We start from the raw sequence: 21,349 nt of genomic DNA on the forward strand, positions 1-21,349 counted from the left end.
GCCTTCTAGACTGGGCGGGCAAAGATGCCCACCCCACAATATTGGATAATTTATTTCTTGGAGTTCCCTTATCACTGTCACTGCCGTAATAAAACTTAGCAAATAGCATTATTACCTAATAGGATCTTAACTTTCTTTGGGCATTGGGGATTGGGGATTGGGCATTGTCAAAAATTCTTCCTCATCCCCAGTCCCCAGTCCCCAGTCCCTAAAAATCAAAACAACTGTCATGAAGGGATTTTTTCTTACCGGATACCGCTGGTAATGCCGTCTTTTCTACAGCTTCGACTAAAGATCGTGCAACGCGGTCTGCGTAAGGACGGGATAAAGACCAAATCAAGGGCGATAACCAACCCCGTAGCGTTACAGAATAAGACAAACAAGTACCACAAACCGTTGACTCTACTTGGTAAGTTACCCGTTCTTCTATTCCCGGAATCGCCATCACTCGGATACTCAGCATCTCTTTAGGATTGACGCGTTCTACAAAAATTCTGATGGGAATGGGCGAAAAGCGTGTTACAGCTTGAAAAATTAATCCTGGTTTGGGTACTAACCCGTAGGGTACATTAGTACTCTTAAGTTGTGGATGCCAGGAAACGTCTGTTAAGTCAACCACTTTTTGCCACAGTTCATCTACAGAAGCAGAACTAATCTCTCGATACGTCCACACCAGAGAAGCGCAAAAACGACGACGTTTGCGGTGGATGAATTTGGATAACCAACCTTCCATTTTCCTAATCCTCCTCCCTAGACACTTTCTGGTAACTCTGGTATGGTATGCAACTACGCTCAACTCCTAAATTAAAACTTTCTCAAAAATGTCCTAAACATAGCAAGCCTCGATTCGGTACAAACCCTAACAGCCAAGATAGTGAAACCCTTGATACCTCAAGCTTAAGACTAAAATTTAGTCTTTATATCAAAATATTCCAATTAAGAATTTCAAAAAAAACTAATTCAATATACAAGCCTATACGCATTTGAGGGAAAATAACTCTAGTGATGCCCATCAATCGTATAAATGCTTAACCAGTAAGAAAAAAGCGGGTTGGGCAAATAGAGGTAGATTGTTGGTGCGTGTTTCCCCCAAATTTTAAAATAAAAAATTTGTGGCTTTCTGGAAATTGTAATTTAGGTTCGGGAATCTATGTTGACCAACTCGCAAACACCAACTGTAGAAGCAGTATCATCCAAGTCTTTGCCCGCAGCTGACGCTCAAATTAGGGTCAGTCAGTTTATGAAACAACTGCAAGACGAAATTACTGAATCATTAGCAAAACTAGATGGTGTAGCTAAGTTTCATGAAGATAGTTGGGAACGCCCAGAAGGAGGGGGAGGGCGATCGCGCGTGCTGCGAGATGGTGCAATATTTGAACAAGCAGGTGTAAACTTTTCTGAAGTTTGGGGTTCCCATTTGCCAGCCTCAATTTTAGCCCAACGCCCAGAAGCAGCAGGGCATGGCTTTTATGCTACGGGCACTTCAATGGTGTTACATCCTCATAATCCTTACGTGCCCACAGTTCATCTAAATTATCGCTACTTTGAAGCGGGGCCAGTCTGGTGGTTTGGTGGCGGTTTAGACTTGACACCTTATTACCCCTTTGCTGAAGATGCGACACATTTACACAAGACATTAAAACAGGCTTGTGACCAACACCACCCAGAATATTACCCGGTGTTTAAGAAGTGGTGTGATGAATATTTCTACCTCAAGCATCGTGACGAGACAAGGGGTGTAGGTGGTCTGTTTTTTGATTACCAAGATGGCCAGGGTGCTTTATATCGCGGGCCAAATCCCAATGGAGAAGCGGCTATTTATAGCAACCAAGTGGGAACACCAGCAACCCGCAATTGGGAAGATTTGTTTGGCTTTGTACAAGGCTGTGGCAGAGCATTTTTACCAGCTTACGTACCAATTGTAGAACGGCGACATAGGATAGAGTATGGCGATCGCCAACGGAATTTTCAACTCTATCGTCGGGGAAGGTATGTAGAATTTAACTTGGTTTATGACCGAGGCACAATTTTTGGTCTGCAAACCAACGGACGCACCGAATCAATTCTCATGTCCCTACCACCCTTAGTACGCTGGGAATACGGCTATCAACCGGAACCAAATTCCCCCGAAGCCGAGTTGTATGAGACATTCTTGAAACCTCAAGATTGGATCAATTGGAAATAATGGGGAATAGGGAATAGGGAATAGGGAATAGGGAATAGGGAATAGGGAATAGGGAATAGGGAATAGGGAATAGGGAATAGGGAATAGGGAACAGGGAGTTATGATAATTATTCTGATCTTGCCCCAATCCCCAGTCCCCAATCCCCAGTCCCCAGTCCCCAATCCCCAGTCCCCAATCCCCAATCTCCAATCCCCAATCTCCAATCCCCAATCCCCAGTCCCAACATTTTCCTGAGTTAAACTACTAGAGTTAAGCACTTAGCAGAAAAAGGTGACAATTTTAGCTATAGCTTGTTAATCTCAAGTGACAGCATTAGAAAATTCTGCGAGTAGTAAATCTTAAGAGAAATGTCACGGGGAGGACTTTAGTGATTCATATAGACCAAAAAACTTATACAACCCAAGACGGAAACACCGTTATTATCCTGACACCAGCAGGCCGTCTTGATATTACTACTGCTTGGCAATTTCGCCTGAAGTTACAGGAGTGTATTTCTAAACTCAGTCGCCATGTAGTTGTAAATTTGGCTCAGGTAAATTTTATTGATAGTTCTGGTCTTACGTCTTTGGTAGCTGGAATGCGTGATGCTGATAAAGTCAAGGGCAGTTTCCGCATTTGTAATGTACATCCAGAAGCCAAACTAGTGTTTGAAGTGACGATGATGGATACTGTTTTTGAAATTTTTGAAACAGAAGATGAAGCTTTAGAAGGTGTACCTCGTAGCATTGCCAGCTAAGAGTTAGGAGTTAGGGACTTCGCTAGGGGGAGCAGGGGAAGAAAGAGTCTATTCATCATCTTCATTTTCCAAATTGAATAATTTAATTTCTGGAATTCACTTAGAAGTTAAGAGTGAGGAGTTAATTCATAACTCAGCACTCAGCACTCAGCACTCAATACTGAGTTCGCTTGGTGTACCGATAAGGCCCCATAATCGCTCCCCAAGTTGCTTTTCCGGTTGCTGGATCAATTCCTTTGTCGTAGCTGTAAAATTCTGTTGCTGTCGCTGCAAAACCCAAGGAAACATAGACGCTATTGCCAAGATAAGTAAAGCTGCAACGTGTCTCTGGTGGTGGGGTAGCGGTAAACTTGTAGCGATCGCCAGCTAGTTTTTCTTGAGTAACTGTTAGGATACAACCTGGTAGTAAATCTAATTGTTCTGGTGTCAGTGTGTTTAGTAGAGCAGGGTTATCACCTGCGCCTCTTAATGCACTTGGATCTTGAGGCATATAATATTGTACTTCCACGGTTGTATCAGAGTCGCTCCCCTGACGCAATCGGATAATTCGTTGGCGGTAAGGTTGATCTAGGGTAATAACGTTAGCCTGTTCGGCAAACAAGGTGATGCTATCTTCTGTGAAGAGATTAACTGGTCTTTGCCACAGGCACAGGTGGACATACCAAACTGGTTCTGCTATGGCTTGTTCCCGATTATCAAATTCACCAGTTAGGTACTCACCTAAAGCAGTTAACTGTGGCGAGAAATTCATAAATGCGATAAAAGAATCATTAAGGATAATAATTTTGGGCTAGTTTTTTAGGATAAAAGGTCTTATCTCCTGTGACTACTAGCTTATAAAATACTTCTGATGTGTATATATTGTAAATGAAACCGTCACTCGCTAAAAGCTCAACTTGGCAAAGTAGCCTTTAAGCGACAAAATAAAGATACGTCGCCCTTAACATTCTCTTTTTCTTTGTGAATAACGTCCGTACAGTCTCCGATACAAAGCGAACTTTCTACAATCTTCACACCCGTCCGATTAACACTATTTATCGTCGGGTAGTAGAAGAATTGATGGTGGAAATGCATCTGCTGTCAGTAAATATCGATTTTAGCTACAATCCAATTTATGCCTTGGGTGTCGTCACTACTTTTGACCGTTTCATGGAAGGCTATCAACCAGAACGGGATCAAGAATCAATTTTTAACGCCTTATGTCAGGCTATAGAAAAAGATCCGCAACAATATCGGCAGGATGCCCAAAGACTGCAAGCTGTAGCGAAAGGTTTGCCAGTTAAAGATTTAATTGGGTGGCTCGGTCAAACTACTTACTTAGATAGAGATACTGACTTGCAAGCACAACTGCAAGCGATCGCCAACAATCCTAACTTTAAATACAACCGTTTGTTTGCAATTGGTGTATTTTCGTTATTAGAACAGTCTGATCCCGCATTGGTTAAAGACGAAAAGCAACTCACTGAGGCGCTAAAAGCGATCGCAGCTGGTCTGCACCTTTCCGATGACAAACTCACTAAGGATTTGGAGTTATACCGTTCTAACCTAGACAAGATGGCACAAGCACTGATAGTTATGGCAGATATGCTCTCAGCCGATCGCAAAAAACGCGAGCAACGTAAACAACAATCAACTACCCCAGTTGCTCCCCCAAGTTCTAACGAATAGTTAGAAGATGGGAGTTAGGAGTGAGGAGTGGTTAATAGTTCTTAACTCCTAACTCTTAACTCATCACTCCTAATTCTTAAATTTATACACCCAAGATTTTGTAGATTAAGCTGTTAATTATAGTTAGCGCAAATGCTCCAATAACAGCACTCCAAATGCCGTAACGTAAGCGAAAGCCCTCTACTAACCAAGCAGCAATACTAAAACAAACTACAGCAATCATAAATGTGAAAATGCTGGATAATAAGTCTAAGGTAAGTAAATTTGGTACTGCAAAAACGAGACTTAAAATCGGTCTGACTATCGCCGTTACGATCCCAAGCACTGCGGCAGAAAAGAAAGCTTTACCTGGAGTGTCAATTTCAACTCCCAGAGGCAATTTACTAATTATCAACAAGCTGATAGCTGTTACTACCCAAACAATTAAAAGTGTCACAATATTCATGCCACAACCCCTGAAACGTGAATGGCAATTGGTGATAAATTACTTCAGTTTATCGGTGGAAAAATCTTTAAAGCTCAACCAATTATTTATAAATTAGCAGTAAATTTTTCTCTAGCCGAATTTTATTTCAGATATCTTTAGGTTTGGGAAAGAGATTGGAGAGAAATGGGAAGCAGGGAATAAGCAAGGGGGCAGGGAGCAGGGAGAAGAATTTTCCCCTCCGCCCCCCGCACCCTGCCCCTCTGCCTCTTTGCAATGCCCCATGCCCCTATATCATCTTTTAAGAGGAGGTTGGGTTTGTTTGGGTGCTACAGGCGCTTGGGATGCTGGTGGGCTTGAAAGACCAGGATTGATAGGACTGATGCCTCGTCCAGTTGGGGGCTGACTTATGCTAGGAAAGGGCACAGAATTAGGTGCTGAGGGAAATTTAGGGGTAATATTCCCTTCGGGATTGATACCTGGAACTGGTGCTGCACCAGGATTGATTGGGAAAGTAGGGACAGCCGGTTGGTTAAGTGAGTTTATGGGTGGTTGAGATGGGCCAGGGATAATTCCCAAAGAAACGCGATCGCCCCCTACTTGCCGCAGTAGGTCTAATGTCTCAATTACATCATTATAAGTTGCTGTCCGTGAAGCATTCAGCACAACAACAGCATTGGGATTTTGCTGGAGATACTGTTTTAAACTCTGTCTCAAATCTTCCTGTTTTACAGGTTGTTTTTCTATGTAAGTATTACCAACAGCATCAATAGTCACAATCACACTTCCAGTCTGTGACGTTATCCCAGATACGCTACTAGGGCTGGCTTTAGGCAAATCAACATTGATTGCCTGTTGCCTGGTAAATTGTAATGCTGCTAACAAAAAAAACGTCAGGATACAAAAAACGACATCAATTAAAGGGATGATTTGAATTTGGACTTCTTCAATTGGAGTATGTAGATTAACTTTCATGTCTTACTCTAAAATCTGGTTCGGGGATTGAATTTTTGACTATTAATTAGCTGTATTCGGGGGTTCAGGAGGTTCAGGAAGCCTAGTCTTTCCTGGCTTGCGGGGTGGAGTGAAATTTTCCCGTACAATTGCTGGTGTCCGATTGCTAAAATCAGGTGGGGACTGGCGATAGAGCAATTCCATCTCATTTCCTGCCTTCCGAAAAACTTTGACTTGGTTGACTACAAAACTTTGAAATAGGCGGTAAAATACCAAAGCAATAATCGCAACTATTAGCCCACTTGCCGTACTAATTAAAGATTCACCAATACCAGTAGTCACCCCAGCGGTAGATTCAGTTCCCAAATCGCCAATTCTAATTGAGCGCAGAGAGTGGATTAAACCCAAAACTGTGCCCAACAATCCTAGCAGTGGCGCTAGGGCGATCACAGCTTCTAAAAGTTTTTCGCCCCGCCGCATCCCAGCTAATTCGTCTTCTGCTGTAGCCTCCAGTGCGAGTCGAAAGGTTTCCGCATCGTTTTTCGTTAAGCGTAGAGGGGCGTAGAGAAAACGCCCGACAGGCTGATCGGTTGCTTGTTTAGCGATGTCCGCAGCTAATTCCCAGTTATCTTGGGCAGCATCCAGGATGCGATCGACTATTTGCTTTTCTTGAGTCAAAATTCGCAACCAGAACCACAAACGCTCAAAAATCACACTCACAGCCAGAATCGATAAAACAAGCATTGGCCACATCGCTGGCCCACCCTTATAAAACAAATCTAAAATATCCACTGTTTAAGTTTCCTCCCTCCATGACTAAAGCAAATGTGCTAAGGCATTTTAATTCTAGAGATTAATGCAAAATGAGGGACTTCCAAAATATAAATTTCTCGAAAACCTCAAAAAACAGGCGTATTTGACTGCGACTACTATACAAGCTTGATGCTGGGTAAGCAATTGAATGATAGACCGATAATTTTTGGCATACTTTTGTTAGACTTCCTTGTAACCTGGGTTTCACTACAAGATATTTTCACGTAAAGGAGAGCAAATTTTGGCAGCAGTCCGAGTCCGCCAGCATGTTAATCCACTTGGTAAAAAGTATCAAACACCAGCAAGTCCCCAAGACTGGGAAAAAATTTATGTAAAGCCAAATCAACCACTACATTTAGATATTGGCTGCGCTAAAGGAGTATTTTTATTAAATATGTCCAAGATAGAACCCAATTGGAATTATCTAGGCTTAGAAATTCGGGAACCGCTGGTAGTGGAGGCGAATAAGTTACGTTCTGAGTTAGGTTTAACAAACCTGCGCTATTTATTTTGCAATGTGAATAACTCACTGCACTCACTTTTATCTTCCCTCCCTTCAGGAAGTTTACAACGCGTTACAATTCAATTTCCCGATCCTTGGTTTAAAACCCGCCATGCTAAACGTCGTGTAGTCCAACCAGAACTAGTGGCAGATTTAGCTAATTATCTTGCGGTTGGAGGAGTTGTATTTCTGCAATCAGATATGGAATTTATTGCGGTGGAAATGCGCGATCGCTTTGCAGAAAATCCAGCTTTTGAGAAAATTGGTACAGGAGAATGGTTGCTTGAGAACCCCCTACCAGTGCCCACAGAAAGGGAAATAAGCACGCAAAAAAAGGGTGAACCTGTTTATCGGGCTTTGTTTGTCAGGCGAGATGATGGTAATAGTGCGATCGCCTAGCATGATAAATAGTTTTTATTTGACATTCTAGAGATTTTATGTATTTTGAGTTTGATATAAAGATGTTTGAAAAGTTTTGGGCGAATATATAATTCGCTACTACACAAACTCTTGTCCGCCTGCGCGGACTAACCAAAAAATAGGTCTTTCAAACCCACCTCCGTGGGTTTCGTCTGTATAACCGCGATTAGAAATTGCCGGGCCTAGTATTAATTTAGACATTTCAAACAACCTCTTAGACATTCTCTGTCAATTGACAATATTTTCGGGACAGAAATGTTTTAGTTAATGTTCAAAATTGCCTGAAATATCAAATTTGAATTGATATGCGATAGTTTACAGCTTAAGTAACTGATATATAGCTCTACAAAAAAATAGATATTACTCAAAAATTATCGTTTTTTCGTGACATAAAAGTTTTATTTCTGTCTAATTTAGACTTCTTAATAAATAGAATTATTAGCTTATTTTTTCTAATATTAAGACATATTAGGCAATTACACGTAATCAGTATAATTGCCTGACAAATAATCAATAGTCAATAATTCAGAGGAAAATCAACATGGAAGCTAAAGAAAGAAAATATAACATTCAAATTGAAATTAACGATTTGATTGATGATGCTGTGAAAAATGCTGTGACACGTCGGAATGAAGCTTTAAATTCAGAAGAATCTTTGTTATTGATGTCTGACAAAGAAGCAAAAAGCGTCGCAGGTGGAGAATCAAAATTGGTTCCCATAATCCTCGGTAAGATTTTTATTCCTATTACTATAGGACTCGTCGCAAATGACCCCTTACTTTCATAAAGATTCTCTCCACTGGAGGCTCGATTGATGAAAGATATTGCTGTGGATAAAAGTACACTTTGCCCCAGTGCTAGACCAGAGTCTAAAGATAGTGTGGTTTTCGGAATTATCAGTGGAACAGTTGCAGAACCCCGTGTAGCTTATCTTAAACAGCCCTTACCTATCACTGATGAACTGATAGCAAAAGCTAGTCCAATTACACCTGCTGAAATTTTTCGGACGGCGGCAGCTTGTGCTACTAAAAGTTGTCAGCATTTTGATGGACAAGATTGCCGTTTAGCAACGCGAATTATAGAAAAGTTACCCTCAGTAGCAGAAGAACTACCCCCCTGTTCCATCCGCCGAGATTGTCGGTGGTGGCAGCAAGAAGGGAAAGCAGCTTGTATGCGTTGTCCACAAGTAATTACAGATAACTACAATCCGTCAGAAGTAGCAATTCAAGTGTCAAAACTAGCTGCCGGTTAAGGGGCTTCCAAATAAATAAAAAATACTCAACTACTTCTTGTGGGATAGGTCGAAGTCTCACCTGTCCGTAGTCAAAGGCGGGTAAAACTTCGGCTTCAGGAGTAGTGAGTCTGGTTCGATATCCTAACAGAATTACCAACTGTTAAGTAATTTCAGGAGTAGAAGATTATGTCTCTAGAACATGTAAAAGCTTTTTACGAAAAACTAGCAAATGATGAAGCTTTCCGTAATCAAATTCAAGGCGTTAATAGCAAGGAAGAATGTAGCCAAATAGTTAAAGCTGCTGGCTACGATTTCACTCTAGAAGAGTATGAAGAATATACTACTCAATTGTTAGAGTCTGCCAATGGTGAAGGTGAACTCAAAGATTTAAGTGAAAAAGAACTGGCAGCAGTTTTTGGTGGATTAACTGGAAAGCCCAAAATCCAACCATTGTATGGAGTTGTATGGCCACCCTACCAACTGATGTATGGAGTTATTCGGGTAGATGACATAGTTTAGGGAATTTGTGTTGCTACTAGAACAGATTCAATTTCAAGGGACGGATAGGGATCTGTCCCCTTTCATAAATTCAAAATAAAGCCGAAATAACAGATAACAAAAGAATGTACAACATTCAAACATATATATATTTATTTAATTTAATTAATCAAGATCAGGAGAATTTTATGTCTCTAGAACATGTAAAAGCTTTCTATGAACAGCTAGCAAATGATGAAGCTTTCCGCAATCAAATTCAAGGCGTTAATAGTAAAGAAGAATGTAGCCAAATAGTTAAAGCTGCTGGCTACGATTTCACTATAGAAGAGTACGAAGAATATACCACTCAATTGTTGGAGTCTACCAATGGTGAAGGTGAACTCAAGGATTTAAGTGAAAAAGAACTGGCAGCAGTTTTTGGTGGATTAACTGGGTGGGCAAATTCAATTTTAATATATGGAGCGCCAGGTGGTCTCTGGAATTTTAGGTATTTATGAAAAACCCCTTGGTTGCTACCCAGTTTTAACCCTTTCTAGAAAAATTAATTGAGGGTATTTTAATGACTTATCGCCGAATTAGTTATGCAGTTTGGGAAATTACACTCAAGTGTAATCTAGCCTGTCAACACTGCGGTTCACGTGCTGGTCATACAAGGACAAATGAACTTTCCACAGCAGAAGCCCTTGATTTAGTCAAACAAATGGCTGAAGTGGGAATTACAGAAGTTACCATAATTGGTGGTGAAGCTTTTCTCCGTCCTGACTGGCTAGAGATTGCCCAAGCAATTACCAAAGCTGGGATGTTGTGTGGTATGACCACTGGGGGTTATGGTATCACCTTAGACACAGCCCGCCGGATGAAAGAAGCTGGTATTGGCGTGGTTTCTGTGTCGGTTGATGGCTTAGAAGCGACTCACGATCGCCTGCGGGGCAAACAAGGCTCGTGGCAATGGGCATTTAAGACTATGAGCCATCTCAAGGAAGCAGGTATCCCCTTTGGCTGCAATACGCAAATCAATCGTCTGTCTGCACCAGAATTTCCTCAAATTTACGGTCATCTCCGTGATGCTGGTGTCTTCGCTTGGCAAATTCAGTTGACTGTACCAATGGGCAATGCTGCTGATAATACTGATATTTTATTGCAACCTTACGAACTCTTGGATCTATACCCAATGATTGCTCGTGTTGCCGAACGCGCCAAGCAAGAAGGGGTGCAGGTGCAGCCGGGGAATAACATCGGCTATTACGGGCCCTATGAACGACTGCTGCGGGGTGGAGACGCTTGGTCATTTTGGCAGGGGTGTAGCGCTGGACTATCTGCTTTAGGCATTGAAGCCGATGGTGCGATCAAAGGTTGTCCTTCACTACCTACCACAGCCTACACTGGCGGCAACATCCGCGACTATTCATTGCGAACGATTATTGAAGAAACCGAAGAACTACGGTTTAATCTCGGAGCTGATACTCCCAAAGGAACATCACATTTATGGGGCTTTTGCAAGACTTGTGAATTTGCCGAACTCTGTCGGGGTGGTTGCAGTTGGACTGCTCACGTTTTCTTTGATAAAAGAGGCAATAATCCTTATTGTCATCATCGCGCCCTGACTCAGGAAAAAGGTGGTATTCGGGAGCGAGTATTTCTTCAACGTCGTGCGGACGGAAACCCCTTTGATAATGGGGAGTTTAGGCTGGTTGAGGAACCAATAAATGCTCCTTGGCCAGAAAACGATCCGCTTCATTTTACTAGCGATCGCATTCAATGGCCAGAAAGTTGGGAAGAAGATCCAGAGTTAAAGGCATCTTTGGTTGTTTTGAGTTGAAAGCTAATTCAGAAATTTAACTCTTTATGAATGATATATCCACTGATTATGTACCTCTAGCTGATAGTTTAAAATCATCTGCTGGCCAATCTCCGGCTGATTTAAGTTCTCAAGCAACTCTTTTACCTCGTTCGGCTTGGAATAGTCAAGTAGCTTATTTACGAGCTATTTTTAAAGCCAAGAAAGCTTTAGACTTGATCGAGAAGAATGCAGGTATTTTGAGAAGTTAGGAGAAATGGAAGAAGAATTCAGAATCCAGAATCAAGATATTCATTCTGTTAGCGCTAGCGGGGCGTTTAGCCCATTCTGACTCCTGAGTTCTGAATTCTTCTTATAAATAAGTTTTTCTATCCCCTTAGCCTTATTAATTTCTCATGTTCCTGATATTGGGGTATAAATATCTGTATAATCACTGTTTAAATATGGATATTGCAAATCTATATTTAGCTGAGAGAATTGGTTGATTATAGCATTGAGCTTTTCTTCAGGCGATCGCTGATTTTTTCTTTTAGCTTCGAGTAAGCCATTAGCAACAATTTGACAACGGTTTGTCCCAAAGCTCTCATAGTGATCAAACTTAATATCTGGCTCTTCTGCCAACCCAAGACCAGGAGCTAAATATTTTGTAAATAGTGGGATGTTGTTGCGAAAATAATCTTGGTTAACTAGATAAATATTTTGCAGAATAGAATGCACTAACGGGTAGTCATCCCTCTTAATATAAAGAACGCCTGCATCATATCTTTCATAGCCAGAGTAACTGTAAGAAGCTTTAAATGAAAAGAATATTTCATTTTCATTTAACTGTTGTGTTAAATACTTCATTATCTGGATAGCGCCTTCTGAAATTATATTAAAATAAATTCGCACTATTGTATATTTATTCTCCATAACATCTATCGGTATAATACCTGTGTTACCTACTGCAATATAAAATCCTTCTTGTAGACAGTTTTTAGGCATTTTTATGGAAACCACTTCACCTACATTTACTGATGTTTGCGAAGCCATCAAGTGAAACTCAGGATTAATATGTACAGTTAACTTACCCTTGATAACTGCTACGCTACCATCCACCTCCATCTTTTTTACCAGCCAACCAGGATCAAAATATCCTTGCCCTTGGTTGTTTTCATGTAGTTTTTGAAAAAGCCCTACATCGATACCAATCAAACTATCATTTTTTAAATTCTGTTGATTCACTGAATCTTCAAAATCCACTTTCAATTGAAGAGGTTTAAGTAGTGAGCCATTATAGTAAATGCCGTATAAAAAGCTTCTTAAATGTCTGGCTATATGCTTTTGCTGCACTTCTAGAGGTAGTTTATGAAAGCGATTTTTAATCTCTAGCGAAGTTTCCCAAAGCTGATAGTCTGGATGACGGACACATAACTCATCATCTAACTCAATATTATTGGTTATATCCTCCAATTTCTCTTGCAAATCTTTTGAGACACCCGACAATAAATGATGTGTAGATTGACTATTGATCATTTTCTTTATCTCTAATTAAACATCCGAGCAATTTTTAAGAATTAACTATTAGACTAGTCAATTCTTTCTCTTGTATACCAAATATACTAACGAGAGAAATTTCAGGACGACAAAGCAAAGATTTTGCAACTTGAAGAGCGTAAATATCACTATTTACTAACAGCTTATGATATTCAATTTTTGCTTGTGTTTGAATAATAATAGCTATACCTATAAACTGGAGTAGCTTCTTAAAAAAATTAGGAAAATGTTGTAAAATTTCGGGAAAATTATGTAAATAAGATTGAATAATAATTACAATAGATGGGCGGATGTCTTCTAGTGTAATTTCAGCCGATTTTATTGATTCTTCCATCTCCATCGAAGGATCTACCACCATACTTGATAGCCATATCAGTATGTAATTAGCTATTAAATTCCCTAAATCAAAGATAGGATCTCCCCAACTACTTCTCTCCCAATCTATTATTTTGACAGTAGATTGCTCTTGTGCTTCAGTGAATGACTTTACTTTTTCCCATTCTTGATGAACTAGAATATTAGCGATATTAAGATCATTATGAACAATACAACATGCTTGCCAGGAACTAATTGCCTCTAATGTTGCTTGCTCAAGACTATCAAAACGTTGATAAAGGCTAATAAATTTGATGTAGTCTGGAGAAGTCATACTCAAAATTTCAGGCGTAATCCGACCTTGTAATAAACTAAAAGCCGCACCTGTACTCTGCCAAAAACTACCTTTTTGAGTTACATAAATATAAGCATCTTCATCGTTGAATGTAGCACGATGGATTTGACCTAGTATTGAACCTATCCAAGCAGGAATAGTAACTGGGAATATTTTATTAGACTCTAAAATACCAGTATGTAACTCTAGATAATTATCCAAGTATCTATAAATTGCAATTAAATTATCTTCATCGTAGGCAAGCATCTCTCTGACAAAGATTTTCAGAGAGTTTAACTTAGGAAGCTCACTGATGACTTTTTGAAACTGCCATTCATTAAAAATTTCTTGAGAGAAAGTTCCTGAAAGCGTAGGACGTTCTTGCTTAACTATAAATTTATGTCTATTTTGCAGCGTGACTACAATACTAAAGTTTTTAGTATTAATTTTTCCTAATTCTAGCTTTAGATTTAATAAATCTTGTTGAGAAAAAATACCTGATTGTTCGAGATATTTACTAACATTTTTGTGACTCAATGAAAACATCATAGCTGAACAATTATTACTTTTTGGTAACTTATACTAATTGCCAGCAATTATTACTACTTCACTACTACAAGCAATAGAAGTAGAATTAATTGCAATTCAAAAAGATAAAATTAATTTCGTCTTCTCACGTTAAAAATCGATAAACAAGAAGAGAAACTAAAGCTCCTATCAGTCCAAAACGGATGAAAGTAGCTGAAGTGGTAGTTATTGTATTTAAATTGGGTAATGTAATCTCACTAATAGCAATGAGTAGCATTGTAGCTGCTATAACGTATTCTTGTTCTACAATTAGTGCTATCCCAACTATTGCAATTAAGTATGGTGTAATATTCATTGAAGAGCCTCATCGATTAGATTTACTTGCTGTATTACTCTTACAAAAAGGCCAGGGCTATAAATATATTTCCTGACCTTTTTCTATTGTCAATTACAAGAAAATTTGCTGGTTAGTGAGTTAATTTATAAACTAATACACCAAAACCAGCACCCGCTCCAAAAATAACAAGAGCGGTGAGAATAGCAGCCCCAGGTGTGACACCACCAATTGCATCACGAAGTTCATTATCAACCAACTCATCTAAGTAGCTTTCTCTGTCAAGAAAAAGACTGTATTCAGGATTGAGATCGTTAATAGTAATTGCCATCTGTATCTCCTAGTTTTTTAACTTATGACAAAACTTCTTTTATCTGGAAGCGAAGTAACCAGCAGTAGCACCAGCCGCAAAAGTTCCGAGAGCAAAACCAGTACCAAAGCTAACTCCCCACACGCTGACACTACCAAGCGCGGCAGCGGTAAATGTGATCACAGGAGTTATTCCTCCGACTGCTGCAACTAATTCACGATCTTCTAGGTCACTGAAAAAGTTTTCAGAATCCATGAATAAGTCTGCACCTGCTAAATGCAATTCGTTGATTTTGATAGATGCCATGATTAATTACTCCACAAGTTTTGTTAGAGGTTCATTAAACTAGCTAAGTACTTATTTATCTTAGCCTTCATTATAAATATCAATAAATATATTGATTTTACAAGTAAATTACACTGTATTTCGGGACTTAAATGATTCAGTATTTTCATTGGTTATTTATGTGTAAAACTGCCTAATTTAGCTATTTTCACTAAATTAAGACTATTGCTACCTTTGATAATAGCTTTCTCTAGAAAGTCAGTAAAATCGATTTTTGATATGCACCTAAAAAAAGGACATAAATAATTCACTATAATTCTATATTTTTGCAAAATTTAGATTCTGTCCTTACATTTACCCTCTTATATAAAATAATTGATCAACTTTGAACTTTGCTCATCTAATAGTAAAATCTACTTCAATTAGCTCAGTTTGTATTTTTAGCCATGCAGAAAATAACTCTAGAATAATGGTAGAGCGTAGTTTATTATCCAGTTCTAGTTGAATAATTTCCTCCACTAAAACTAGGTGTACTCCCTTAGAAGTAAAAATTGGTTTAAGAAGCTGTGGTGGTTTAGCAGCAAAAATAGCAGCAGAAATTTCCGGCTTCAAATCTTTGCGGTTTATTACTCCTTGATATCCACATTTTCTGCGTAATTCGATATCCTTAGTATATTTGTGGACAACATCATAAAAACTTATTTCACCTTCTTTAATTGCATAGAAAAGTTCTAGTGCTAAATCCTCATCATCTAGAATAACTTCATACATTACGACACCAACATAATCTAGTTGGTTTTCATAGAAATAGGGTTCAACCTGATCAGCAAATAGATGTTCTACTAATTTTCCATAAATCAAAGTGATGTAAGCGATTTCCTCAAAATCATCTATAGATAAAGCATGTTTTTCTAACCATTTCCAGGTATGATCAGCACTATTAAGTTTATTAGTTAACCGTATTTGGTCTGCTGCTTTCTGAAGTTCCTCAACCTCTACTTTTATCCCAGCTTTTTCAGCTGCCGCTATAATCACCTTACGACGAATAATCTGCTCAACTATCTCAGGAATTTGGCAAGATAACTTAACTTGGTGAAGAATATCTTCGTTAGTAATGGTAATAGGTTGTGACATGATATTTATCCTAAATTTGGTTAACAAAACAAAAGATGAGATCATGACTTATTAGCTGGATGTAGAGACATTACATATAACGTCTTTACATTCTCAATTCCCATGTCCTTTGGATGTAGAGAAGGAAATAAAGTTTTCTACAATTTCACTCCACCCTGTTGTAACTGCTTAAATGGATCAAGCAGAAAATCTATAATCCGACGCTGACGCACAATTACCTCAGCTGTCGCCGTATCTCCAGGATGCAAGGCAATACACTTATTAGCCGAGGGAATACAATTTTGGTTTAGGGCAATTTCCAAGTCATAAGCTGCTATCTTTCCATTAGGTGTTTCTATCTCTATAGTAGTAGGAGAAATCTCTAATAATTTTCCTTCTACCACCCCATAATCTTGAAACGGATAAGCATCAAACTTTAACTTGACTGGCAATCCTCTTCGCAAAAAACCACTCTCAGTTGTCGCTATTTGTGCCCTAATTATTAGCGGCGAACCTTGGGGCGAAATCTCCGCAATCATTGTTCCAGGCTGTACTACAGACCCAGCCCGTTGTATGGGTAACTGAAACACTCTACCATTCACTGTAGCTCTTAACTCTCGTTGTCCTAACTGAAACTTTAACGAGACAATCTGACTCTTACTTTGAGCAATTTCTGACTGAAGTGTAGTAATTTCTGTCTCTAAACTCTTCTGTTGTTCGTCGATTTTTAGCAGAGCTAACTTGCTAGAGCGAGTCAAAGTCTGATAACTTCTTTCCTGTTCTTTTAATCGCAACTGCGCTTGTTCAATATCTGCATTTGCTTGCCGAATAGTCCGCTCATAACTACTCTGTTGTTCTATCAAACGTAGTTTAGCTTGCTGAATATCTGACTGATTTTGTTCGTATAACTGTTGTTTATCTTTAGCTATATCTTGCTTATCCACAACATTAATTTCTGGAACAACCCCTGACTGCCAAAGACTGCGATAGCGTTCAACTTCCCGCTCCGTACTCACTAAACTACTGCGTACTAATTTATTAGCTGTTTGACTATGCTCAAGAGTTTGCCGTGCCTGATTTACTTGAGCTAATTTTTCGTCTTTTTGTAAGTCATAAGAATTCCTCAGAGCATTCATATTCTGTCGTGCTTGGTCAATTTGAGACTGTTTTTCTAACTGTTGAGATTGATTTTGTTGCTGTTGTGTTGTCAACGATACAACTAACTGACTTTTAGATGAATTTAACTGAGAAAGTCGATTTAATTGTCCCTCTAACTTATCTTGTGCCTGCCGCAATTCCGCCTTAGCTAATTCTGATTCCAACACCAATAAAGTCTGCCCAACTTTCACCGAATCACCCTCTTTGACCCGAATTTCGGCAACAGTACCAGCCACCGCAGCATCTAGCCTAACCGTCTTTCCCTTTGGCTCAAGTCGCCCTCTTGCCGAACCAGTTTCATCCACCTTTGATAGCATTGCCCAAGGTAAAATGATCGACACAAATACTATCAAAAAATACAGCAATCCCCTTGTCCAAACCTGGGGTAAACTATCAAGTAAATCCTTGGTCGCATTAGCCCAATCATCAGTTGCTCTAACGGGTGTTTGCTCCCTGAAAAATTCTTTGTGCTGTTCTACCTCATGGATTTGGGTTTGAACCTTTCCATTCAATGTGTTTGGCATGATTTTTCCTGATATCAATTTGGAATTTTAGGAGTGAGGAGACAAGAAAAACTTCCTCCTTTTCCTCTGGTTTCACCCCGCAACATCCAATTGCTGATGATTGAGATAAAAATAATGTCCCCGCTTGGCCATCAACTCTTGGTGAGTCCCCCTCTCAATCAACACGCCTCTATCTAGCACCAAAATCAAATCTGCATTCCGCACAGTTGAAAGGCGATGAGCGATTATTAAGGTGGTTCTGCTCTTCAGAATTGTGTTTAAATTTGTCTGAATAATCCTTTCTGACTCTGCATCCAGATGGGAAGTAGCCTCATCCAAAATTAACAGCTTGGGATTGCCTAACAACGCCTTAGCGATCGCAATTCTTTGTCGCTGTCCTCCAGACAACATCCCTCCTCCTTCACCAATCTGGGTTTCATAACCCATAGGTAACTTTTTAATAAACTCATCAGCACCCGCCAATCGCGCCGCCTCAATAATTTCTGCCAAAGTTGCCCCAGGATGTGCCAAGCTAATATTTTCCCGAATCGTTCCGCCAAACAAAAAGGTATCTTGGTCAACTACCCCAACTTGTTCGCGTAGAGAACGCAAGGAAAGACTGGTGATATCGTGACCATCAATCAACACTTTGCCATCTGTGGGGGAATACAACCCCAAAACCAGCTTAGAAATCGTGGTTTTCCCCGAACCACTCCGTCCCACTAGGGCAACCATTTGTCCGCTGTGGACTTCAAAACTAAGATTTTCTAAAACATTGATATCGCTTTCAGGGTGATAGCGAAAGGTCACTTTATCAAAGCGAATGTTACCTTGAATAGGTGGTAAAGATTGCCGTGCCTGGTGCTGTAAATCCTCTTCTGGCTCCGTATCCAACACATCATTAATGCGTTCCACCGCAATCACCACTTCTTGCAATTGATTCCACAAAACTGTTAATCGTTGGAAGGGTGTAATAATATTTCCCAACAACATATTAAATGCTACTAATTGCCCAATGGTTAGCTGGTTTTGAATCACTTGGTACGCTCCAAACCATAGCAAGATGGTAGTTACCACTGCTTCAATTGTGTTGCTGAATATTTGCAGGCGATTGCTGATAACTTGCCCGGAAAAGTTAGTTTTTATTTCCTTACTTAATAGCTCTTCCCAATGCCAACGCACTGTCTGTTCTACTGCTGTAGATTTAACTGTTCGCACACCAGAAAGGGCTTCAATCAGATAGCTACTTTCATTAGCAATAGCATTAAAGATTTCCCTGGAAATCTTTTGTAAAAAAGGTGTGGCAATCAATGCTAGCAGGAAATAAGGCGGTACAATCACCAATACCAGCAACGCCATTTTCCAACTGTACCAAAACATCAATCCTAAATAGACAAAGACAGTGACTAAATCCAACAGGATGGATAATGCCTCGCCGGAGAGAAAGCGTTGAATTTTACGGTTTTCTTGTACGCGAGAGATAATATCCCCCACATAACGGGACTCAAAGTAACTTAAGGGTAGCCGCAGGGTATGGCGAATAAATCCCACAATCAGGGCTAAATCCACCTTATTCGCCGTGTGATCTAACAGATATTGCCGTAACCCCGTCATCGCTACACGGAATAAACTGAAAATTAGTAGTCCTAACCCTACTGCTGTTAAGGTTAGTTCAGAACGCTGCACCACCACTCGGTCTAATATTAACTGGGTAAATAGGGGCGTAACGAGTCCGAAAATCTGGATAAATAAGGAAGCGACAAATACTTCCAACATTACTAAAGAGTGAGGCTTCATCAACTCAAAGAATTGCCAAAAGGGGGTTGTAGCCTCCTTGGCATCCTTTAACCAGGCTGTAGGTTGCAACAGCAGTGTATAGCCTGTCCAGTTAGCTTTAAATTCTTGGTGGCTGAGGGTGCGTTGACCAATGCTAGGATCTGCCACAATCACTTGCTTAGGAGTGATTTCATAGACAACAATGTAGTGCTTACCCTCCCAGTGAGCGATCGCAGGTAATTTTTGTTTTGCCAATTGATCGAGACTCGCTTTCACTGGTCGTGTGGCAAACCCAATACTTTCCGCCGCCGCCGATAACCCCCGCAATGACGAGCCATTGCGGTCAACATTGGCGATATCCCGCAGGCGATTTACACTAAAGTTTTTTCCCCAATAGCGAGACACCATCACTAAACAAGCTGCACCGCAATCCGATCCACTCTGTTGGGCAAAAAACGGATAACGCCGAATCACACGTTGTAATAAATGCCCAACTCGCTGCGTGGAGTTGGGAAAATAGGCTTTGTTAATCTTTTTCTCGCGCGGCTCTACTGCTGGCGTTGACAAAATCTTCGTTTCATAAGGCAGTTTTGAATCAGATGAAAGGTTCTCTGAATCTACTTGTTGGGGATTACGAGATAGTGCCTTAGCCCATAAATGCTCGCGAATTTGTGGGTATTTAGCCATCAGTGGCCACAACACTTCTTCAGGAATGAAGCATAATTGCAAGTTTACTGAAGCCCTAGCAGCATAAGGTCTAAAATCACCCTCCTTAAATAAGGTAAATTCTCCAAAGGACTCTCCCACCTCCAAAGTGGCGATTAACTCATCGGCGCTATCCAACAACCTGACTTTGCCTGCGATCGCAATATATATACCAGCTTTAACATCAGTTCCTTGCCAGAATTTGCCGACTTTTGGGTTGATAAATTTAACTTCTTGAAGACAGTATTGAAATTCCTCTGTCGAAAGAGAATAGCCCAGAGTATTGTTGAACTGTTGCAGGGAAACTAACTGAGCAGATATATCTTGCGCCATAAACGTCTAAATCTTTTCCTAATTTTGCAAAGTTAATAGGTAAAAATTCGGAATTATCAGGAATAGCTGCCGATTTGAGGTCACTAATCAAGATTTTGGAACTCGTAGTCTCTTCATTACTGCTTTGTTCAGGATTGCTGGGTTTTGGTAGTGTCGATAATCCCATCTGTTTGAGCAGTCGCTTGAGATGGCGATCGCTTACCTCAATCCCAAATTCCTTTGCTAGATGTTTCGCAAGCCAGTTTGCTGTCCAGCGTCGAAAAGCATACCCATAATCGCGAGGACTGTTGTTAACTAGTTGCTTCAAACGCTCTAAATACTCATCATTCACAGCCTTGGGGCGACCAATGGGGCAATCTTGCCATTGGTGCGCCATCCCAGCCCTGGCTATGTGTGTCCAATGTCGTACTGTTGCTGCACAACATCCCAAGGTTTGACAGATATCTGTTTGAGTTTTCCCTTCATCCGCCAACAACATAATTTCAATTCGTTGGCGGTAGGATTCAGGTAAACTATTATGCAAACTTTGTAGTAGCAGTTTCCGCTGAAACGGTGTTAAACACTTACCACCAGATGCACTTAAGTACTGGGTTTCAGGTTTCGCTTGGCAGTTGGACATATACGTAGAATTTGCTAGTTTTATAGATCCACAAATGCCCCGTGCTTGATGCGTAATTTATCAAGCATTTCCACATGAGTGTTTACACGTGCAGATTATTACACTAATAGCGCACATTATTTTATGTATTTTTTATTATGGATACACCAAGCTACCAATCATCTTTGTAAATTCCGAAGATTAAGCACTGTATAAGTTTTGGTGAAATATTAGCTAAATATGTTAATTAAGTACTATCACTATATTTTTTGTTTTTAAGTATCAAAA

Annotated in this window: 25 protein-coding genes; 10 read left to right on the forward strand and 15 right to left on the reverse strand. The window is 40.0% G+C overall.

Features of this window, described 5'->3' with window-relative positions; translation table 11 throughout:
• Positions 1 to 208 precede the first annotated feature (208 nt).
• Positions 209 to 733, reverse strand: a complete 525-nt coding sequence (locus tag V7L07_RS02800; protein WP_335054845.1) for an SRPBCC family protein — start codon at positions 731 to 733, stop codon at positions 209 to 211.
• Between the two features lie 417 nt (positions 734 to 1,150).
• On the opposite strand from V7L07_RS02800, the gene hemF reads away from it, so the two are divergent.
• Together hemF and V7L07_RS02810 are read left to right on the forward strand one after the other, a co-directional pair.
• The gene (gene hemF / locus V7L07_RS02805; protein WP_335054847.1) at positions 1,151 to 2,185 is read left to right on the forward strand and encodes an oxygen-dependent coproporphyrinogen oxidase; all 1,035 of its coding nucleotides are present in this window, start codon (positions 1,151 to 1,153) and stop codon (positions 2,183 to 2,185) included.
• 368 nt (positions 2,186 to 2,553) lie between these two features.
• On the forward strand, positions 2,554 to 2,922 hold the full coding sequence (locus tag V7L07_RS02810; RefSeq protein WP_179066965.1) for an STAS domain-containing protein: 369 nt from the start codon (positions 2,554 to 2,556) through the stop codon (positions 2,920 to 2,922).
• Between the two features lie 154 nt (positions 2,923 to 3,076).
• Here the strand turns inward: V7L07_RS02810 and V7L07_RS02815 are convergent, their stop codons facing one another.
• Positions 3,077 to 3,673, reverse strand: coding sequence for a chromophore lyase CpcT/CpeT (locus tag V7L07_RS02815; RefSeq protein WP_335054849.1), 597 nt, complete (start codon positions 3,671 to 3,673; stop codon positions 3,077 to 3,079).
• A gap of 209 nt (positions 3,674 to 3,882) precedes the next feature.
• Between V7L07_RS02815 and psb29 the strand changes: the two genes are divergently transcribed.
• Positions 3,883 to 4,590: a photosystem II biogenesis protein Psp29 gene (gene psb29, locus V7L07_RS02820; protein WP_335054851.1), complete on the forward strand. Its 708-nt coding sequence runs from the start codon at positions 3,883 to 3,885 to the stop codon at positions 4,588 to 4,590.
• An 82-nt stretch (positions 4,591 to 4,672) separates the two neighbouring features.
• Here psb29 and V7L07_RS02825 read toward each other — a convergent pair whose 3' ends face one another.
• The 3 genes from V7L07_RS02825 to V7L07_RS02835 form a co-directional block, all read right to left on the reverse strand.
• On the reverse strand, positions 4,673 to 5,035 hold the full coding sequence (locus V7L07_RS02825) for a phage holin family protein (protein WP_335054853.1): 363 nt from the start codon (positions 5,033 to 5,035) through the stop codon (positions 4,673 to 4,675).
• Positions 5,036 to 5,308: 273 nt separating this feature from the next.
• Entirely contained in the window at positions 5,309 to 5,989 is a 681-nt protein-coding gene (locus V7L07_RS02830; RefSeq protein ID WP_335054855.1) for an ExbD/TolR family protein, read from the reverse strand.
• Between the two features lie 42 nt (positions 5,990 to 6,031).
• Positions 6,032 to 6,760 carry a MotA/TolQ/ExbB proton channel family protein gene (locus V7L07_RS02835; RefSeq protein ID WP_335054857.1) on the reverse strand — a complete coding sequence of 243 codons (729 nt, stop codon included), beginning with the start codon at positions 6,758 to 6,760 and terminating at the stop codon, positions 6,032 to 6,034.
• A gap of 262 nt (positions 6,761 to 7,022) precedes the next feature.
• Here V7L07_RS02835 and trmB point away from each other — a divergent pair, with 262 nt between their 5' ends.
• Positions 7,023 to 7,682 (forward strand): tRNA (guanosine(46)-N7)-methyltransferase TrmB, encoded by a 660-nt coding sequence (gene trmB, locus V7L07_RS02840; protein WP_335054859.1) that lies wholly within the window; start codon positions 7,023 to 7,025, stop codon positions 7,680 to 7,682.
• A 99-nt stretch (positions 7,683 to 7,781) separates the two neighbouring features.
• Here the strand turns inward: trmB and V7L07_RS02845 are convergent, their stop codons facing one another.
• A complete protein-coding gene (locus tag V7L07_RS02845) occupies positions 7,782 to 7,904 on the reverse strand; it encodes a hypothetical protein (RefSeq protein ID WP_335054861.1) in 123 nt (40 codons plus the stop codon).
• A 340-nt stretch (positions 7,905 to 8,244) separates the two neighbouring features.
• Between V7L07_RS02845 and V7L07_RS02850 the strand changes: the two genes are divergently transcribed.
• The 6 genes from V7L07_RS02850 (at position 8,245) to V7L07_RS02875 (ending at position 11,484) form a co-directional block, all read left to right on the forward strand.
• Positions 8,245 to 8,490 (forward strand): hypothetical protein, encoded by a 246-nt coding sequence (locus tag V7L07_RS02850; protein ID WP_335054863.1) that lies wholly within the window; start codon positions 8,245 to 8,247, stop codon positions 8,488 to 8,490.
• Positions 8,491 to 8,517: 27 nt separating this feature from the next.
• A complete protein-coding gene (locus V7L07_RS02855) occupies positions 8,518 to 8,955 on the forward strand; it encodes a nitrogen fixation protein (protein ID WP_335054865.1) in 438 nt (145 codons plus the stop codon).
• Positions 8,956 to 9,123: 168 nt separating this feature from the next.
• Positions 9,124 to 9,456 (forward strand): Nif11-like leader peptide family natural product precursor, encoded by a 333-nt coding sequence (locus V7L07_RS02860; RefSeq protein WP_335054867.1) that lies wholly within the window; start codon positions 9,124 to 9,126, stop codon positions 9,454 to 9,456.
• A gap of 167 nt (positions 9,457 to 9,623) precedes the next feature.
• Positions 9,624 to 9,932 (forward strand): Nif11-like leader peptide family natural product precursor, encoded by a 309-nt coding sequence (locus V7L07_RS02865; RefSeq protein ID WP_335054869.1) that lies wholly within the window; start codon positions 9,624 to 9,626, stop codon positions 9,930 to 9,932.
• Between the two features lie 62 nt (positions 9,933 to 9,994).
• Positions 9,995 to 11,254 carry a nif11-class peptide radical SAM maturase 3 gene (locus tag V7L07_RS02870; RefSeq protein WP_335054871.1) on the forward strand — a complete coding sequence of 420 codons (1,260 nt, stop codon included), beginning with the start codon at positions 9,995 to 9,997 and terminating at the stop codon, positions 11,252 to 11,254.
• A 26-nt stretch (positions 11,255 to 11,280) separates the two neighbouring features.
• Complete coding sequence (locus V7L07_RS02875; protein WP_335054873.1) at positions 11,281 to 11,484, forward strand: hypothetical protein; 204 nt, start codon at positions 11,281 to 11,283, stop codon at positions 11,482 to 11,484.
• A gap of 142 nt (positions 11,485 to 11,626) precedes the next feature.
• On the opposite strand, the gene V7L07_RS02880 is transcribed toward V7L07_RS02875, so the two are convergent.
• The 9 genes from V7L07_RS02880 to V7L07_RS02920 all read right to left on the reverse strand — a co-directional run bounded on the left by V7L07_RS02880 (position 11,627) and on the right by V7L07_RS02920 (position 21,082).
• Positions 11,627 to 12,748: a T3SS effector HopA1 family protein gene (locus V7L07_RS02880; protein ID WP_335054875.1), complete on the reverse strand. Its 1,122-nt coding sequence runs from the start codon at positions 12,746 to 12,748 to the stop codon at positions 11,627 to 11,629.
• 34 nt (positions 12,749 to 12,782) lie between these two features.
• Positions 12,783 to 13,967, reverse strand: a complete 1,185-nt coding sequence (locus tag V7L07_RS02885; RefSeq protein ID WP_335054877.1) for an aminoglycoside phosphotransferase family protein — start codon at positions 13,965 to 13,967, stop codon at positions 12,783 to 12,785.
• Between the two features lie 124 nt (positions 13,968 to 14,091).
• Entirely contained in the window at positions 14,092 to 14,301 is a 210-nt protein-coding gene (locus V7L07_RS02890) for a hypothetical protein (RefSeq protein WP_179066980.1), read from the reverse strand.
• Between the two features lie 112 nt (positions 14,302 to 14,413).
• A complete protein-coding gene (locus V7L07_RS02895; protein ID WP_179066981.1) occupies positions 14,414 to 14,611 on the reverse strand; it encodes a hypothetical protein in 198 nt (65 codons plus the stop codon).
• Positions 14,612 to 14,650: 39 nt separating this feature from the next.
• Positions 14,651 to 14,896, reverse strand: coding sequence for a hypothetical protein (locus V7L07_RS02900; RefSeq protein WP_179066982.1), 246 nt, complete (start codon positions 14,894 to 14,896; stop codon positions 14,651 to 14,653).
• 375 nt (positions 14,897 to 15,271) lie between these two features.
• Entirely contained in the window at positions 15,272 to 16,009 is a 738-nt protein-coding gene (locus V7L07_RS02905) for a peptidylprolyl isomerase (protein WP_335054879.1), read from the reverse strand.
• Between the two features lie 137 nt (positions 16,010 to 16,146).
• The gene (locus V7L07_RS02910; protein WP_335054881.1) at positions 16,147 to 17,670 is read right to left on the reverse strand and encodes an HlyD family efflux transporter periplasmic adaptor subunit; all 1,524 of its coding nucleotides are present in this window, start codon (positions 17,668 to 17,670) and stop codon (positions 16,147 to 16,149) included.
• A gap of 72 nt (positions 17,671 to 17,742) precedes the next feature.
• Positions 17,743 to 20,463: a peptidase domain-containing ABC transporter gene (locus tag V7L07_RS02915; RefSeq protein ID WP_335054883.1), complete on the reverse strand. Its 2,721-nt coding sequence runs from the start codon at positions 20,461 to 20,463 to the stop codon at positions 17,743 to 17,745.
• A complete protein-coding gene (locus V7L07_RS02920) occupies positions 20,357 to 21,082 on the reverse strand; it encodes a helix-turn-helix domain-containing protein (RefSeq protein ID WP_335054885.1) in 726 nt (241 codons plus the stop codon). The genes V7L07_RS02915 and V7L07_RS02920 overlap by 107 nt, the downstream gene beginning before the upstream one ends.
• Positions 21,083 to 21,349: the final 267 nt, after the last annotated feature.

The sequence above is a fragment of the Nostoc sp. genome (assembly GCF_036916985.1).
Classification (GTDB): domain Bacteria; phylum Cyanobacteriota; class Cyanobacteriia; order Cyanobacteriales; family Nostocaceae; genus Nostoc.